General features: G+C 68.7%; 7 protein-coding genes, 1 tRNA gene and 1 pseudogene. 1 reads left to right on the top strand and 8 read right to left on the bottom strand.

Features of this window, described 5'->3' with window-relative positions:
• Window positions 1-118: 118 nt before the first annotated feature.
• The gene (locus tag AC067M_RS28825) at window positions 119-5305 is read right to left on the bottom strand and encodes a family 43 glycosylhydrolase (protein ID WP_478699954.1); all 5187 of its coding nucleotides are present in this window, start codon (window positions 5303-5305) and stop codon (window positions 119-121) included.
• 246 nt (window positions 5306-5551) lie between these two features.
• Here AC067M_RS28825 and AC067M_RS28820 point away from each other — a divergent pair.
• Window positions 5552-5625 (top strand) — tRNA-Pro (locus tag AC067M_RS28820).
• 81 nt (window positions 5626-5706) lie between these two features.
• Here AC067M_RS28820 and AC067M_RS28815 read toward each other — a convergent pair.
• From AC067M_RS28815 to AC067M_RS28785, 7 genes and pseudogenes are all read right to left on the bottom strand, one after another.
• Window positions 5707-5884: pseudogene (locus AC067M_RS28815) on the bottom strand (site-specific integrase); the annotation flags it as partial.
• Between the two features lie 300 nt (window positions 5885-6184).
• Entirely contained in the window at window positions 6185-7660 is a 1476-nt protein-coding gene (locus AC067M_RS28810; RefSeq protein WP_478700078.1) for a cellulase family glycosylhydrolase, read from the bottom strand.
• Between the two features lie 212 nt (window positions 7661-7872).
• Window positions 7873-9045, bottom strand: coding sequence for a cellulose binding domain-containing protein (locus AC067M_RS28805; protein ID WP_478699953.1), 1173 nt, complete (start codon window positions 9043-9045; stop codon window positions 7873-7875).
• A gap of 22 nt (window positions 9046-9067) precedes the next feature.
• Window positions 9068-10378 (bottom strand): cellulose binding domain-containing protein, encoded by a 1311-nt coding sequence (locus AC067M_RS28800; protein ID WP_478699952.1) that lies wholly within the window; start codon window positions 10376-10378, stop codon window positions 9068-9070.
• 225 nt (window positions 10379-10603) lie between these two features.
• A complete protein-coding gene (locus tag AC067M_RS28795; RefSeq protein WP_478699951.1) occupies window positions 10604-11950 on the bottom strand; it encodes an extracellular catalytic domain type 1 short-chain-length polyhydroxyalkanoate depolymerase in 1347 nt (448 codons plus the stop codon).
• 87 nt (window positions 11951-12037) lie between these two features.
• Entirely contained in the window at window positions 12038-15682 is a 3645-nt protein-coding gene (locus AC067M_RS28790) for a glycoside hydrolase family 3 C-terminal domain-containing protein (RefSeq protein WP_478699950.1), read from the bottom strand.
• 95 nt (window positions 15683-15777) lie between these two features.
• Window positions 15778-15960, bottom strand: coding sequence for a hypothetical protein (locus tag AC067M_RS28785; protein WP_478699949.1), 183 nt, complete (start codon window positions 15958-15960; stop codon window positions 15778-15780).
• Window positions 15961-16847: the final 887 nt, after the last annotated feature.

The raw sequence follows: 16847 nt of genomic DNA, 5'->3' as shown, positions 1-16847 counted from the left end.
GTTTCCCGGCCCGTGGAGCCCCCCTGAAACACCGAAGCGGCGCCCTGGGCTGTGGAGCCCCGGGCGCCGCTCGGTGGGTCCTACGACCGGGCCCTGCGGCCCGGTCTCGGCCTCGGCGTCAGCCGAAGATGATGCCGTAGGCCTTGCTGCCGGTGCGGTTGTCGTAGACGACGTCGCCGGTGGACTTCTTCCAGATCTTGACGCGGAAGGTGTCCGGGGCGTCGGTGACGGTGATGCGGAAGCCGTACCCGCTCGTGCCGTTGACCGTGCCGGAGCCCTGGTACTGGGCCCCGGAGTCGGTGACCACCAGCCAGTCGGACGACGTGGCACGGAACGACAGCTTCGCCGCCGCGTAGTCGAAGGTCGCGTTGCCGCTGGGAACGGTGGCGCCCTTCTTGTACGCGACCCCGAAGGAGAAGCCGGCCGGGCCGGTCAGGGTCGGCTTGGCCGGGTAGGCGCCGGCGGGGGAGGAGATGATGCCGACGCCGGCGATGGGACCGGCCGCACGGTCGTAGACGATCAGCTCGGGGAGCTCGGTGGTGTCCGAGCCGCCGTCGTCGTCGGTGACGGTGATCTCCGGGCGGTGGATGCCCGCCTTGGCGTAGGCATGGGTGGCCTCGCAGCGGGAGCCGGTGATCTTACCGGCGGTCGGTGCGGTGCCGTCCTTCCACTCGACCCGGCAGGTCTGGGTGTCTGCCGTGCCCAGGTCGGTGAAGTCCGCGGTGACCACCGCGCCCTGGCCGGCCGCAACCGGCTTCGGGCCCGCGGCCGCCGTGATCACCGGGGCCGCGTTGGCGACCGTGACGGTGAGCGAGTCGCTGCTGCGACCACCGGTCAGCGTGACCTTGAAGGTGCCGTCGTCCGCGCAGGTGAGGGCCGTGAGGATGGCCCCCGGGTCGGAGAAGGTGCAGGGCGCTCCGTCCTCGACCGTCCACTTGGGGCCACCGGCCCCGGAGATCGTCCCGGTGAGGGAGATCGCGCTGCCCTCGGTGCCACTCGCGTCCGGACCCGCGTGGACGATGGTGACCGGGTCGATGCTGGTCAGGGTCGGGACGACCTTCTTGATCAGGCCGGCGGAGCCGAACTCCAGCTTGTCGATGGTGGTTTCGCGGTGGGTGCCGTCACCGCCCGGGATGGCGAAGCGGTGGTAGGCGATGTACCAGTCGTCGGTGTTCGGGACGTGGACCACCGAGTGGTGGCCGGGGCCCTTGATGCCGAGGGAGAGGTCCTTCTCGAGGATCACGCCCTGCTTGGTCCAGGGACCGGTCGGGGAGGGCCCGGTGGCGTAGGCGACCCGGTAGTTCTCGTCCCGGGTGTCGTTCTCCGACCACATCAGGTAGTAGGTGCCCTTGCGCTTGATGACGAAGGAGCCCTCGTTGTAGCCGCTCGGGGTGATGTTGGTGACCTTGGCGGCGTCGAACGAGACCATGTCGTCGTTCAGCGGCACGACGTACGCCCGGCCGTTGCCCCAGTAGAGGTACGACTGGCCGTCGTCGTCCGTGAAGACAGCGGGGTCGATCATCTGGCCCGTGTACTGGCCGGCCTTGAGCAGAGGCTTGCCCAGGGCGTCCTTGAAGGGACCGGTGGGCGAGTCGGAGACGGCGACACCGATGTTCGCGTCGGCGCAGAAGTAGAAGTAGTACTTGCCGTCCTTCTCGGCGATCGTCGGCGCCCACGCCCTGCTGTCCGCCCAGGACACGTCGGGGCCCAGGTCGAGGATCACGCCATGGTCCTTCCAGTGGACCAGGTCGGTGGAGGAGTACGCCTTGAACTGCGTGCCGCTCCAGCCAGCGAAGCCGTCGGTGGTCGGGTAGATGTAGAAGGTGTCGCCGAAGCGGACGATGTTCGGGTCGGCGTTGAGCCCCGGCAGGACCGGGCTCTTCATGATCAGTGCCGAGACCGTCCAGGTGCGCTTCGCGCCGTCCGAGCCGGTGACCTCGTAGGTCTGCGGCTCGGTGAAGTCGCGCAGGGTGCCGGAGGCCGGGCTGATGGTCGCGCCGTGGGCGAGGGTGAACTGCGGTGCGAGGGCGCTGACATCACTGCCCTCGGTCAGCGGCAGCGTGATCCTGCTGTGCGCGTCGTCGACGATGGCGTCGACCTTCAGCGCCGGGTGGGTCGCGGCGGCGATGCCCGTGGTGTTGCCGCTGAGCTCCAGGACCTCGGCGGGCGTCAGGGCCCGGTTGTAGATCCGGAAGTCGTCCACCTCGCCCCCGAAGTACGGGTCCGGGGAGTACAGGGACTTGCCGATGTAGCCGGAGTAGCCCTTCGAGGCGTCGTAGAGCTCGGACGGCTTGACGGTGACCCCGGTGGCGCGGGCGGCCTCGACGCCGTCCACGTAGAGGACCGCCGTCTCGGACGAGCCGTCCACGGTGACGGTCACGTGCTGCCACTTGCCGGCGGTGAGCGGGGAGCCCGCCGTCATCTGCTTCTCGCCCGACCAGGTGGCCCTGGTGATGGCCGAGAACAGCTTGCCGCCGCCGTTGGAGGGGGAGGCGAAGAGGTACTTGTTGTTGTCGGGGCCCAGGCCGAAGAGCCACTGGAAGTTGTCCCCGCCCTTCCACTTGACGTACGTGGAGACGGTGACGCTCTCAGCGCCCTTCAGGACGCCGTTGGGGATGCGGACGTACGGCGAGGTGGTGGAGGAGCTGGAACCGCCGGACATCTTGAAGGAGCCGCCCGCTACGCCCGTTCCGAAGTCGGGCGTGCGGACGTAGGTGCCGTGGTAGCCGTGGCCGCTGGAGTCACGGACGATGTTGCCGCCGGTCTCGTCGAACTTGTAGTCAAGGACGAGGTCGGCCGGTACGTCGGAGCCCTCCTCGGAGACGGTGACCTCGGCCTTGACCTTGAGCGCGGAGCCGTCCGGCAGGCCGCCCTGCACCGTGAACGTGCCCGCCTGCGCGTACGCCGACGCCGGGACGTCGTCCCACGTGACGGAGACGGGCCGCTCGGCACCGTCCGCGTACTTCGCGATCACGGTGCCCGGCAGGACCGGGGCCTGACCGATGCGCGTCTTCACCGAGACGTCCTCGGCGCTCTCGACGAGCTGGTCGGGCTGGTAGGCGCGCAGCAGCCGGTCGTACTCGGCCTGCGTCACCGGCAGCACCGTGCCGTGGCGGGGCTTGGCGGGCAGGTCGTAGCCGGTGGACGGGGTCCACTGGCCGGAGTCGAGGTCGGTCGACTCGAACGGGATGTAGCCGCGGCCGCCGAACTCGTCGGCGAACAGGTACCACTTCTCCTCGGTGTTGGACTTGAACACCAGCGGCCCCTCGGCGGCGCTCATCGTGCCCTTGCCGATGCCCGCGACGACCGGGTCGTAGGACGGGTTCAGGATCGAGTCGCTCTTCTCCTCGAAGATGAACTTGCTGTCGGGGGTGGAGGAGGTGTTGTTCCGCTCGTCCTTGGAGAAGCGGTAGTACTCGCCGTCGTGCTTGATCATCGTGGAGTCGATGACCGAGTAGCCGCGGTCGATCCACACCTTGGGCTCGCTGAAGGTGTAGAAGTCGCGGGTGGTGGCGTACATCATCCGGTTGTACGTGTCGCCGGAGTGCTCGGGGTTGTCGTACAGCTTCGACGCCCAGAAGACCACGTACTCGCCGCGCTGCTCGTCGTAGAACGCCTCCGGCGCCCAGGTGTTGCCGGCCGAGTCGGGCGAGACCTTCACCAGGCGCTGGTCGGTCCAGTGCACCAGGTCGGTCGATTCCCAGACCATGATGGACTTGCTGCCGGTGCGCTGAGAGGCGTCCCAGTTGCCGTTGCCGTAGATCCTGAGGTCGGTGGCGATCTGGTAGAACTTGTCGCCCTCGGGGGAGCGGATGATGAACGGGTCGCGCAGGCCCTTCTCGCCCAGCGTGGACGTCAGTACGGGCTTGCCGTCGTTCAACTCCCGCCAGTGCAGCGGGTCGTTGCCCTTGCTGAGAGCGGCGTAGAGCTGCTCGCCGTCCGCGGTGCCCTCGCCGGTGAAGTAGCTGAACATGTAGCCCTTGAGGGCTTCCTTGACGGGGAGCTCGGGCACCTTGGCGGTGAAGGCGCGGGTCGCCTTCGCGTCGCCCTTCGTGACCGTGGCCGTCAGTTCGACGGTGGTGTCACCGGCACCCTGCGCGGGGCGGTGGACCACGCCGTCGGCGGAGACCACGTCCGGGTTCGCGGAAGACCAGGTGACCTTGGTGTCGTAGGCGCCGGTCGCGGGCAGCGTCAGGTTTCCGCGGACGTCGCCGAGGTTGTGGACACTCAGCGCCTCGGCGGCCTGCCGCGTGGCCGTGGCGTCGTCGAACGCGGCGGGGACCGTGACGTCGAAGCTCTTGGTGGCGGTCACGGTGCCCTTCGTCAGGGTCGCCGTGAGCGTGGCGTGTCCGTCCGGTTCACCGGAGGGCGGACGGGTGACCTTGCCGGTCGCGGACACCACGGAGGGGTTGTCGCTGGCCCAGCTGATCTTCGAGCCGCCCGCCGTGCCCGTGGTCGGCAGGGTCAGGTCGGAGACGACGGCGCCGGTGTCGCCGAGGGTGAGGGCCGCCTTGTCGTCCGCGACGCCCTGGGTGGCCACGGGGAGGGAGAGCTGCTCGACCTCCGTACCGGCCAGCGCGCGGTTGTAGACCCGGAAGTCGCGGATCCGGCCCTTGAAGAGCTTGTCGCCGGGATACACGGACTTGCCGACGTAGTTGGCGGTGGTGGTGCCGGAGCCGATTGCGCCGGGAGTGATGGTGACCGCCGTGTTGCGGCCGACCTCGACGCCGTCCTCGTACAGCACACCGGTGGTGCCGGTCTGGGTGTAGGTGACCGTCTTCCAGACGGCGCGGGTCAGGGCGTGCGAGTCGCCGGGCTTGGTCGTCTGTTCCGTGGACCAGTTGCCGGTGGCTATGGAGGTCCGCAGGCCGTCACCGGTGGTGAAGAGGTAGCCGTTGCCGGCGGTGCCGCTCGTGTTGCCGAAGCCGTACATGAAGTACGGCGTCGCCTGCGCGGAGTCGATCTTCACGTCCATCGAGACGGTGATCGAGTTCATGCCGCTCATGATGTTGTTCGGCACCTTGATGTAGGTGTCCGAGCCGTTGAAGGCGAGCCCCTCGCCGGTGCCGGACCAGCCGGCGGTGCCGTTCACGGTGCCGTCCCGGCCGTTGCCGGAGGCGTCGGCCGCCACGGCGCCCGAGGCGGAGTCGAGCTTGTACCAGAGGGCCAGGCCGTCGGTGAGGTCCGCCGCCCGGGCGGGCGCGAGAGGTCCGGCGAGGCTTACGAGCAGCGAGGCCGCGGTCAGTCCGGCGAGCCGGCCCGCCCAACGTCTCGCGCGGCTGCGGGGCCGGGGGGTGTGCAGCATGGACAGGTCTCCTCGTCGAGACATGACTGACGGAAGGAAGGGCGGATGACGGGGTCCTGACCCCTCTGCGCGCACCCCTCCGATTTCATCTGTGTGAAGTCGTGTTGCGAGAGTGTCAGACGTGGTGCGACGCCCGTCAAGAGTTCTCGAACGACGTCCGACCCCTCGAACAGTCCGCTGCCGCGACCGTCGCGGGTGCGGTAGGGTTCACCTGCTTGATCACGCGGTCCACCCGCGGGCGCACGCCGGGACGTGGCGCAGCTTGGTAGCGCACTTGACTGGGGGTCAAGGGGTCGCAGGTTCAAATCCTGTCGGACCGACTGGAGACAGTCGGAGGTGAGGGCCGGTTTCGGCGGTTTCCGCAACCGGCCCTTGATCATTTATGGGGACCAGTTGGGGACCCGCACGGTCCAGATCCATTGGCTGGTGTCGATGTCTCCGACGCGGCAGCCTGAGACCTCGCCTATCCGGGCGGCGGTGCAGGCGGCGAAGAGGACGACATCTCCCCAGCCGCGGTAGTGGTCGCCAGCCGGGCGCCCGGGCGGGGTTGACCTTGATGATGCCGTCACGGGTGGCCTGGAGCCGGTCGCCAAGCGCTCCTGACCTGCACTGTCAAGCAGATCCTCCGCCTGCACGCACGAGGAATCCTGGCGGACGAGGACGAATGGGCATCCGGCTGGTGCGGGACGCTCCGATGCCGGCCGCCGACCGGTTTCACACCTGGAGTCTGGGAGCCGGCGGCTCCCCTGTGGGCTGCGGTTCGAGCACCTCGCCACACTCACACTCGTGGTGGTCGAAAGCCGCCCGGGCCGAGTTGTGCCGTTGGGGCATCCGGCCGGGGCGGCGTCGTACGCGGCTGGGCAGCCGCTGGGTGCGCGGTTACGGGGTCGTGTAGGGGTCCTGGCTGATCAGGTGGGCCTTCAGACCCTCGCCGATGCCAGGTTCCGGGGTGCCCGCCCAGTCCTTGATGAGCACGCCACCAGTGCTGCAGCCCCATGGGTTCCACGTCCACGCGAGATAACCCATGCTGTGCGCGTCAGCCCAGTCCGCCAACCGCTGCATGTAGTCGAAGCCGCAGTTGTCCTGGCCGAACTCACCGATGACGACCGGTACCTGTTGTGCGAGCGGCGCGACCTGACTGTCCCAGCAGGATTCGGTCGCACAGGCGTTGAAGCTGTACGAATGCCATGACGCGGCGATGTTGTTCAACGGGTCGGTCGGCATGTGCGTCAGCCACTCGCGCATGTCGTTGGCCCACTCCAGGCCACCCAGCATGAGGACGTTGGTCGCGCCGGTGGCCCGGACCGCGTCGACCAGGTCCTGCATGCCGGCCGTCTCATAGGGAAGGCCCGTGCAGGTACCGCCGTCTCGCCAGCACCGCCAGCCGACGGTCTTGTCCCAGTCGCCGGCGATCTCCGGGTACGGCTCGTTGAACAGATCGAAGACGACGGCATCATTGCCCTTGAAGGCGTTGGCGACACCGGTCCAGAACTGGGGGGCGTACTGCGCGTCCGGCATCGGTTTCTGGCACGTCGCGGCGGTGTCCTTGCAGTGCCAGTCCGGCCCATTGGTGTAGGCGCCCCGCGTCCAGTGCAGGTCGAGGATCGGGGTGATGCCATTGGCCACCAGCAGGTTGACGTAGTCTCTGATGCCCTGCTGGTAAGGGGTGCCATTGGGCGAGCCGTTGATGCCGAGCCAGCATTCCTCGTTCAACGGCAGGCGTACGGCGTGGATGTTCCAGGTCTTCATCGCGTCGACGGAAGCCTGGTCGACCGGGGCGCCGTCCCACAGCCCCTTGCCCTGTACACAAGCGTATTCACCGCTGGAGCGGTCCACGCCCAGCAGCCGGTACGGCTTGCCGCTGGAGGTGACGATCTTGTTACCGGAAACCTTCAGCTCCGGGGCCGGACCACTGGGACCGCTGGTCGGAGTGGCGGTGGGGCTGGGGGGCGGGGATGTCACCGAGCCGGTACAGGTCACGCCGTTGAGCGCAACCGAGGCGGGTTCCGGATTGACGCCCTTCCACGCACCGGTGAACCCGATGGAAGCCGACCCGCCCGTATCCAGCGCTCCGTTCCAGTCGAGGCTGGTGGCGGACACGCGGGTTCCGGACTGGGTCCACGTGGCACTCCAGCCGTTGGTGACCCTCTGGTCGGAGTTCGGGAAGTCGAACGTCGCGGTCCACCCTCGCACGGGGGAGCCGAGATTTGTGATGGCCAGGTCCGCGGTGAACCCTCCCGGCCATTCGCTCTGCACCTTGTACGCGACCGAGCAGCCGGTGGCGGCTGCCGATGCGGGCAGGGTGGCGATTGCAAGGCCACCCAGGATCAGTGCACCGGCGGCGCCGGTGGCCATCAAGGCGTTACGACGTTTCACCTGATCTCCTCGTTGCCGTAAGGGATCGATGAGCTCGATACCCAGCTGATCGACAAGCTGGTGAGCCGGGCCCAGGCCGAGGGCCTGCAGCTGACCGGCCCACCAGGCGGGTGCTGCGCGCCGTACGGATCAAGGAATCAACAACTGTCGCGCGTTCAGATCCTGTCTTCCCGACGGATCCCACGCGGGCGTCAGCAGCCGATCGGTGAGGAGCCCAGGGCCACGTCGTCGAACCAGAGAGTGTCGTCCCCGGTGCCGTAGCTCTCCCACCCCAGGCGCAGGCCGGTGGGGCGGGGAGGGGTCCTACGGGCGAGCCACTGCCCGTCGACGTTCTGGGTCGGCACCCCGTCCACGTGCAGTCCGGCGACCTCCCGGTCGTCGACCCATGTGCGCATGGACTGGGCGGTGGTGTCGATCTGGAACCGCAGGCACAGCCACCGGCCGGTCGGCAGCGGCGTGCTGAGCGCGACCCCTGCCGGGCTCTGTTCCGGCAGCGTCGCGTCGTCACTCTCGCGGTTCCACTGCAGCGCGCCGTTCTGCCCGCCGACGCGCAGCGCCCTGCCGCCCTGTGAGGCGTCCGGCATGGACACGAAGGTGACGTGGTTGGTGGGCAGGGCGGTGGTGTGCCGGACCCGCATGCGTACGTACACCACGGGCCCGACGGAGGACAGATCGCGGGTGGAGGCTGCGAAGACGTGGTTGCAGTAGCCGGCGCCGCCGTCGACGCGCAGCGACCTGGTGCCGCTGTACGCGACGGACGTGTCGACGCTGACCTTCCCCGTGCCCTGGCAGTCGGGTGCCGTGGTCTGCCAGGGGCCCGAGGGCACGGTGCCGGTCTGGTCCTCGAAGTCGGAGCAGATCGTAGCCCCGGCGCATTCGGCCGGCGCCGTGGCTGTCGCGGACGCTGTCGGTGAGGCGGTCGCCGTCGGGGTGGGACTCGCGGTTCCGCCGCACGGCGTGCCGTTGAGGGCAAAGGCGGTGGGAGCCGGGTCGGCGGTGCGCCAGGTGCCCTGGAGCCCGAAGTCCACGGACCCGCCGGCGGCGAGCACGGCATTGTGCGCGACGTTCACGGCGGTCACCGCGCTGCCCGACTGGGTGACCTGCGCGTTCCAGGCGGACGTGACCCGCTGGTCGCCGCCGTAGGTCCACTCCAGCCGCCAGCCGTTCAGGGCGGCGCCGAGATTCGTGACGCGGATCTGGGCGGTGAAGCCGCCGGACCACTCGTTGGTGGTGTACGTGACCGTGCAGCCCGTCGCCGCGCCCTGTGCGCGCGACGTCGCGATGGTGGGAAGGGCCACCGCCACCACGGTCAACACCAATGCCCAGAGCGGCAGGCGGTGGCGGCGCACGCGTAATGAAGTCATGGCCATGATCAATCTCCGGGAGTCAGGACGCGGTGCAGGAGAGTGTGCCGAGGTCTCGGTCGTCGCCGCTGAGCGTCATCCCCCAGGTCGTCGACGCGCCCGGTGCCAGCGAGCCGTTGTAGGAGGCGTTGTGAACGGTGGTGGCGGGGCGGGACGGATCCACCACCGCGTTCCAGCGGTTCGCCACGGTCACACCGCCCGGCAGGGCGTGGTGCACCGACCAGCCGGTGACCGGCCGGGACCCGGTGTTGGTGACCGTGACGTCGGCCTGGTACCCGCCCTGCCATGAGCCGGTCAGCTTCCACTCCGCCGTGCAGGCGGTGTCGCCTGAGGGGCTCGGCGCGGGAGTGGGAGGTGGTGTCCCTCCAGAGCTGTCGGTGGTGTAGGGGACGGCGGTGTAGTCCTGCGAGCAGCCTCCCGCGCAGCCTGACGGCAGCGAGAAGGAGTACGTACGGCCGCCGCCCAGCCAGGCGTCGGCTGCGTCGCGGATCCGTATGGTGAAGCTGCTTTGGCCGGAGGCCGTCGCGCCGATGACGTAGGACTGCCCCATGTCGCTGTTCATTGCGGCGTCGGTCCAGGTGCCGTTCGCCAGGTACTGGACGCCGTGGATGCCGTGGGGCAGATGGGAGACGGCGATGGCGGGCCAGTACCGCTGGGCTCCCCTGATGAAGCCGATACGGATGTCACCGCTGTAGTCCGGGGCCGGGACGAAGCTCCAGGAGACATGACGGTTGTTCCAGTGGTCCGGATACATCGTCCCCACTGGGGTGCCGCCGATCCGGAAGCGGTTGAGGGAGTCGGTTGCCAGGTCGAGGTGGTTGGGGTCGTCCCGGCACCAGGCGTTGGAATCGGCGCAGCTGTCCGCGACGAGCATGGTCAGGGTGGCCCCGTTGTACTTGTCGGCCACCCAGGAGCCGTTGCGGCAGAAGGGCCGGCCCGGGGCGCCGTCGTTGGTGCCGGTGCAGTAGTCCCCGATGGTGACCTTGACCCAGCGGCCGCAGTTGCGGCCGTTGTCGAAGACGCCCTTGACCGATGCGCTTGAGTCCGGCACCGGGCGGGGGTAGGTGCTCGAGTAGTCGCCGGGTGTGTTGAACACGTTGAGCGCCACGAAGTCCTGGCTGTCCAGTTCGCGCTGCGGCAGACCGCAGCCGCCGTAGGGGCTGCCGAGCCCGGCGAAGTGGGTCGCGTTACCCAGGACCTCAGTGGCGGCGGCACTCGCCGCGGGCGGCTGGGCCGCCGCGGCCACGACGGGTAACGCGGCGCAGCAGAGCGCTGCCAGCAACGTGGCGGTGCGCCTTCGGGCGGGCGAGCGGGGGGCCGAAAGAAGCTGCATGGGGGGGATCCGCCTTCTTCGTGACGGGGCGCCGTGACGTTCGTATGGGAGTCCTCTCGGGGGGAGGGGAGTGAGCGCTGGAACACTTCACTCATGGGAGCGCTCCCATAGTCTCCGTATCCGGGGACTGTAGAAGAGGGCCATGCCCCTGACAAGGGGGCGCGTTCCCGTCGGAGTTTTCGCCGTGTCCGGGCCGGGGCGTGCCCGGCCCGGACAGGGGTGGAGTCAGCTCAGGTTCCACTTCTGGTTGGTGCCGCCGCTGCAGGTCCACAGTTGGACCGGGGCGCCGTTGGCAGTAGAGGCGCCGGTGACGTCCAGGCACAGGCCGGACTGGACGCCGGTGACCGTTCCGTCGGTGTTGAGGTTCCACTTCTGGTTGTCGCCGCCGTTGCACGGCCAGGTCACCACCTTGGTGCCGGACGTGGTCTGGTGGTTGTAGGCGTCCAGACACAAGGTGGTGCCCGACATGGTCACCGTCAGCCGGCCGGACGCGGTGCGGGTCCAGAGCTGGTTGGCCCCGCCCTGGCAATCACGGATCTGCACCTGCGTACCTGCCGTCGTCGACGCGTTCGGCACGTCCAGGCACTTGCCCGCACCCACCGCGTGCAGCGCACCGGAGGTGCTGGGCGGTGGGGTGGTGCCGCCGCCGTCGAGACCGAGGAAGGTGATGGCGTAGGCGAGCATGCCGGGCTGCGGCAGGGTGTGGCCGGTGCCCGCGATGCTGATGCCTTCGACGGGGGACTGCGGGCCGGTGCCGCCGTAGCGGGTGCGGGTCCAGGACGACTGCGGCCGGTCGGTGGCGGTGGGTGTCTGGCTCAGGCCGTGGAGGTTGGTCCACTGCTTGATCTCCTCGCCGAAGTTGGGATAGGCGAGGGTCGTGTCGGTGGTGCCGTGCCACGCCTGCATGCGCGGGTAGCGGCCGGTGTAGCCCGGATACATGGAGCGGGCCAGGTCACCCCATTGCTGAGCTGATTTGATGATGTTGCCGCCGGAGCACTGGCTGTTCCACTGGGAGCCGTTACTGGTGGCGAAGCAGCCCGCCGGCACCCCGGAGAACGCTGAGGCGGCACTGAAGACATCGGGGTATTCGGCGGCCAGCACATTCGTCATCATGGCTCCCGACGAGAACCCGCTGACGACGATGCGGGCCGGGTCGACGTTGTAGCGCTGGCGTGTGTAACCGACCATCGACATGATGCCGGTGGAGTCGCTGCCGCCGTCACGCTTGAGCGCCGCTGGGGACGAGACGTCGAAACAGTGCCCGTCGCGGGTGGCCTCGGGCAGGACGATGATGTAGCCGTACCGGTCGGCGGCGGTCACGTAGTCGTGTCCGTTGCCGCCGAAGATCCCCCCGGCCGAGCCCCCGCAGTAGTGGACCAGGACCAGCAGGGCGGGCTTGGGCGCCAGGTGGTCGGGCACGTAGAGGTACATGTTGAGGTTGGTGGGGTTGTTCCCGAAGCCGGTGACGCGGGTCAGGCTCGCCGCGGCCGCGGGTTGGGGTGCCAGGAGCGTCAAGGCCGCGGCCAGCGGCAGTAGCACCATCGCCAGGACCGCGCGCAGAGTGCGTCTCACGAATGAACCTCTTTTCCGGTGATCGGTATGGCCCTTGGGGGCGCCCGGCGGGCGCCGCATGATCCTGCGCCCGCCGGGGACGGGTGGTCAGCCGATGGCTGTGGCGAAGATGTGCATGGCCACTTGGCCCTTGACCGCGTCATTGCCGACGTTCGGCAGGGTCAGGTAGGCCACGGTCTTGCCTGCCTGGAGCGGCACGGTGGCGCCGTACACGCTGACCTTCTGCTGGACCTTGCCGCTGCCGCTGTTGAAGTAGTCGGTCGTGGCGACGATGTCGCTGCCGTCGGCGGGAGTGGTGCTCCACCAGTCGGCGAAGGACAGGGTGTACCTCTGGGTGGTGCCGTCGGTGTAGGTGATCAGGCCGGTGCCGGAGGCGTTGCCGTAGTCGGCGGTGCCGAGGAAGCCGAGCTTGGTGCCGCTTCCGGTGAAGGGGACGGTCTGACCGCCGGCCACGATGTTGTCCGGCTTGCCGGTGCCGGTGGTGGGCCAGGTGAAGGTCAGTCCGTCGTGGGTGACGGTGCCGCCGGAGGTGATCCCCTGGGCGGCGAGGGCCTGCTGGGACAGGCTCTGAACGCCGCCGTCGAGGTCGCCGGCGCCGGGGGTGGCGTCATCGCTGATGCCGATGTTCTTGGTGATGTCGCTGATGGAGGAGTACGGGACGAGCAGTTGGCCGGCCGCGTCGTCGCTGGCCCGGGCACCCTGATAGGTGGCTGAGGCGGCGAGGGCGTAAGTGCCGGGCGTGACGCCTGCCGGGGGCGTGACGGTCCAGGTGGTCTTGACCGAGGCGCCGGCCGGGATGCTCGTGAAGGTGGCCGGTGAGGTCGGGGTTGCCCTCCAGCCGTCGGGCACGCCCAGAGTGACCGAGGCGCGCCGCAGGGCGGTCGGGCCGGTGTTGGTGTAGGTGGTGGTCGCCGCGACGGGGGAGCCGGACTTGACGATCGGGGCGGCGGAGAGGGCCAGGGTGTGGTGCACGCGGATCATCGCGGAGCCGGTGACGCCGTGCACCGTCGCGCTGATGGTGGCCACGCCGTTGCCCACCGCGGTGACCAGCCCCTTGCTGCTGACGGTGGCGACGGAGGGGTCGCTGCTGGTGTAGCGGACCCTGGTCCTGGACAGGTCCAGGAAGGAGCCGTCGTCGTTGACCGCCTCCACGACGTGATCGGCGGTGACGTTCAGGTTGCGGCCGGGCTGCGCCGTGGGGTCGGTGTCGTCCTTGATCCACTGGTTGCGGGCGGTGAGGTCGATGGTGTCGCCCGCGCTGTAGACCACGGCCTCCGGCTGCACGGTCACGTACTTCACGTGCGGGGTGAGGCTGCCGTGCACGGTGACCCTGGCGGCTCCGGCGGTGCTGGCGGAGTCCGGCCCGACTTCGAACCGGTACGTGCCGGCGTGGACGACCTGCTTGGCCTTCCGGCCGTCGTGGAAGGCGAGATCGGGGACCCGGACGCGCAGGGTGATGTGCTGTGTGGCGCCGGGCCGCAGGACCCGGGTCTTCTGGAAGCCGACGAGCCGCTTCTTCGGCAGTTCACGGTCCTTGACCGTGAAGCCGGTGGCCGCGTAGAGCTGGGCGACGGTGGTTCCGGCCACGGTGCCGGCGTTGGTGACGTCGAAGCGGACGTTCACCGACCCGTCGGCGTTCACCGAGGAGCGGTCGGCGCGGACGTGGGAGTAGGCGAAGGTGGTGTAGCTCAGGCCGTAGCCGAAGGGGTAGGTCGGCGTGCCCGTGAAGTACTGGTAGGTGCGGCCCAGACCGCCGGTCCCGCCGGGTGTGAGGTCGTAGTCGGAGAGGGCGGGCAGCTGGGAGTCGTCCTTGTACCAGGTGAAGTTCAGGTGCCCGCCGGGGTTCTGCTTGCCGAACAGGACGTCGGCGAGGGCGTCGCCCTGGCTTTCGCCGTTGTAGCCGGCGAAGACGATCGAGGCCACCTTGGCGCGGTAGGGCTCGATGGCGACCGGCCCGTCGGACTGGATGTCCAACACCGTCTTGCGGTTGCCCAGGGCGGTGACCTGGTCGATGAGGCTGCCGTAGTTGCCGGGCAGGGCCAGCCCGCCGCGGTCCTTGCCCTCGCCTGCCGTGGCATCGTCGGTGCCGACCGCGACGACCACCAGGTCGGCGCTCTTGATGGCGGCCTGGGTCTCGGCGCTCAACGTCGCCGGGCCGGTCGCGGTGCTGGAGGTGCCGGCCGCGTCGTGGACGATCTGCGCGTCGGGGTTGGCCGCCTTGACCTGGGCCGTGATGCCCTTGACGGCGTCCACCTTCTTGGTGGGATCGCCGGAGTAGCCGCCGAGGGTGACCTTCCCGGCCTGGTCGCCGACGATGACGACCTTCTTCAGTGTGGCCGGGTCGGCCGGCAGCAGCGGCCTGTCGAGGCCGGTGACCTTGTTGTTCTGCAGGAGGACGAGCGCGTTGTCGGCGACGGCCCGGGCCAGCTCCTGGTGGGCCGGGGACTCGATGACGTCCTTGGTGATCTTCGTGTATTCCTGCTCGTTCACCGGGTCGAACTCACCAGTCCGCATCCGGACGGTGAACAGGTGCACCAGTGCGTTGTCGATGACGCCTTCGCTGAGGACGCCGGCCTTGATCGCCTGCTCCAGGTTGGGTGAGGTGGCCTCCGCGCCCGTGCAGTTGACGTGGGTGCCCGCCCGCAGGGCGTAGGCCTGGCCGCCGGCTGCTCCGGACACCTTCCGTCCCGTGGCGGTGCTGGTCCACGTCGCGTTGGCGCCCTTGTGGTCCGTGGTCCAGCCGGGCGGCGCCCAGTCGTGGCCGGCCGGGAAGGACTGGTACGTGGTGCCGACCGCGCCGCAGTCGGAGGTGATGTACCCGCCGAAGCCGTACGTGCGCTGCGCGATCTGGTTGGTGGTGTACGTGTTGGCCGCCGACGGGGTGCCGTTGATCGCGTTGTACGACGTCATCAGGCCCGCGACACGCGACTTCTCGATGAGGCTCTTGAACTGTGCGGTGTAGTAGTCGTACAGGTCGTCGTCCGAGACGTTCGAGCTGATCCCGGTGCGGTCCTGCTCGACGTTGTTGAGCGCGTAGTGCTTCGCCGTCGCGGCGACCTTCAGGTACTTGCTCCGCGGGGTGCCGTCGGGGTTCTGGCCCTGGTATCCGTTGACGAACGCGCCCGCCATCTGCGCGGTGAAGTACGGGTCCTCGCCGAACGCCTCATCGGTGCGGCCCCACCGCGGGTCACGGTCGAGATTGGCCGTCGGCGCCCAGTAGGTGAGCATCCCGTAGTTGTCCTTCGAGGGCCCGAGGTTGTTCTGCCCGGTTCCCCACAGCGACTTGTCCAGCAGGCCCCGGGCCTCGTCGGAGATCGCCGTCGTCTCCTTGTACATCAGGTCCTTGTCCCAGGACATGGACGCGGCGAAGTTGGTGGGGAAGCTGGTGGCGTGCACACCGCCGGTCACGGAGCCCGGATGGGTGTTGGCGAACAGCGCGTTGATGCCGTGCTGTCCCTCGCTCCAGTACGTGTACTGCTGTACGCCCAGCCGCGGAATGGCCGGCGCGCTGTTGGTACGCAGTTGCTGGACCTTCTCGTCCAGGGACATCCGTGAGACGAGGTCAGCGGCCCGCTCCGGGAAGGAATAGGAGGTGTCGAGATAGATGGGCGGGGACGCTCGGACCGCGGACGGCGGACCGGCATGAGCCGTGCCGCCGACCGCACCGAGCAGACCGAAAGAGCACATGGCTGCCATGGCCGCGCGTAAGAGAGGTGTGGTGGTTCTGGGCATCGCGCGCCTCCTAGCGCATCGTTTGGGGGAAGGGAGCAGCCGCACGAGGTGTCCAGAGGGCCTACGCCACGCGGCTGCGAGCGGCATCGCCCAGGTCACCGCCCGGCTCGGCGACGGTCGGCCGCGGTGATGTCGGCCTGCACCGCGTTGTCGGTGACGTCGGACCGCTGTACGACGCGAACGGCGCCCGCGGGGTCGAGTGGGCCGCGAGGCACGGCGGAGCCGCCGAACCACCGCTGCGAGTGGGTTACGTCTCTTGATGAGTCGTACTCATCCACCGCACGCCGTCACCCTGCGACGGGTGGACTCCCCAGAACTCAGCACACGCCAGTACTGGCATATTCATGCCAATCGCTTGGGTCGGTCTGAGGGTGGCGCGGGCCATTCCTGGCTGCACGGCGGCACTCCTGAAAGGGGGGAATGTGATCGCCGACTGCCTATTGTTCGAGTAAGCGCTCACATCCGCGGCGTGAGGTAAGAGTGCATGACGTGATGTCGACATATCGGCCGACGCTCAGTCGACATGAGCCTGTCACATATACCGGCACATCCTCAAGAGGCACACTGCGGTGGTGCGCAGAACTTAGAAGATCGCCAAGGAGTACGACTTCATGACCAGGCTTCCCGAATGGAAGGGACCGGGAGACATCAACGCCGAGTAACTCGGGCGTCGATGCGTCTCGCACATTTCTCACAGACCGGCTCGCGCCGTCACATGGACAGAGCCGCTGACCTGGACGTTTACCAGACTGCCTGGACAATATGGACGCTCTGACCGTGGCCTCAGCTTCTGGGGGTCAAGGGGGCGCAGGTTCAAATCTTGTCGTCCCGACTTTACGAAGTCGCAGGTCAGGGCCGTTTCAGAGGAGATCTGAAACGGCCCTGATCATTTTTGGGGACCGGTCGGGGACCGGGGCACTTCACTGGGTTATGGCGCACCAAGTCGTCGACCGCCGGTGATCTGTCCTCTCTTACGCAGTACGAGTGAATGAACCGATGGTTCCGTTCGGGGGGCGGTCGCGGGTCTTTAGGGTTTCTGCATGGATCCGGGGGCTGTGGGGGAGTCCCTGCGGGCGGGGGACCGGTGGGAAGGCGCACCTGATGTCGGGGTTGGGGAAGTCGCCGGACGTGCTCAGGCGCCGGGCGGGCCGCTGCCATCGGGCAT

The organism is Streptomyces sp. NPDC043427, assembly GCF_056436655.1.
This window is presented reverse-complemented; position numbering and strand designations above follow the sequence as displayed.

Bases quoted from the DNA above. Each gene is read 5' to 3' on its own strand.
- AC067M_RS28825 (WP_478699954.1), bottom strand. From the start codon at position 5,305: ATGCTGCACACCCCCCGGCCCCGCAGCCGCGCGAGACGTTGGGCGGGC.
- AC067M_RS28810 (WP_478700078.1), bottom strand. From the start codon at position 7,660: ATGGCCACCGGCGCCGCCGGTGCACTGATCCTGGGTGGCCTTGCAATC.
- AC067M_RS28805 (WP_478699953.1), bottom strand. From the start codon at position 9,045: ATGACTTCATTACGCGTGCGCCGCCACCGCCTGCCGCTCTGGGCATTG.
- AC067M_RS28800 (WP_478699952.1), bottom strand. From the start codon at position 10,378: ATGCAGCTTCTTTCGGCCCCCCGCTCGCCCGCCCGAAGGCGCACCGCC.
- AC067M_RS28790 (WP_478699950.1), bottom strand. From the start codon at position 15,682: ATGCCCAGAACCACCACACCTCTCTTACGCGCGGCCATGGCAGCCATG.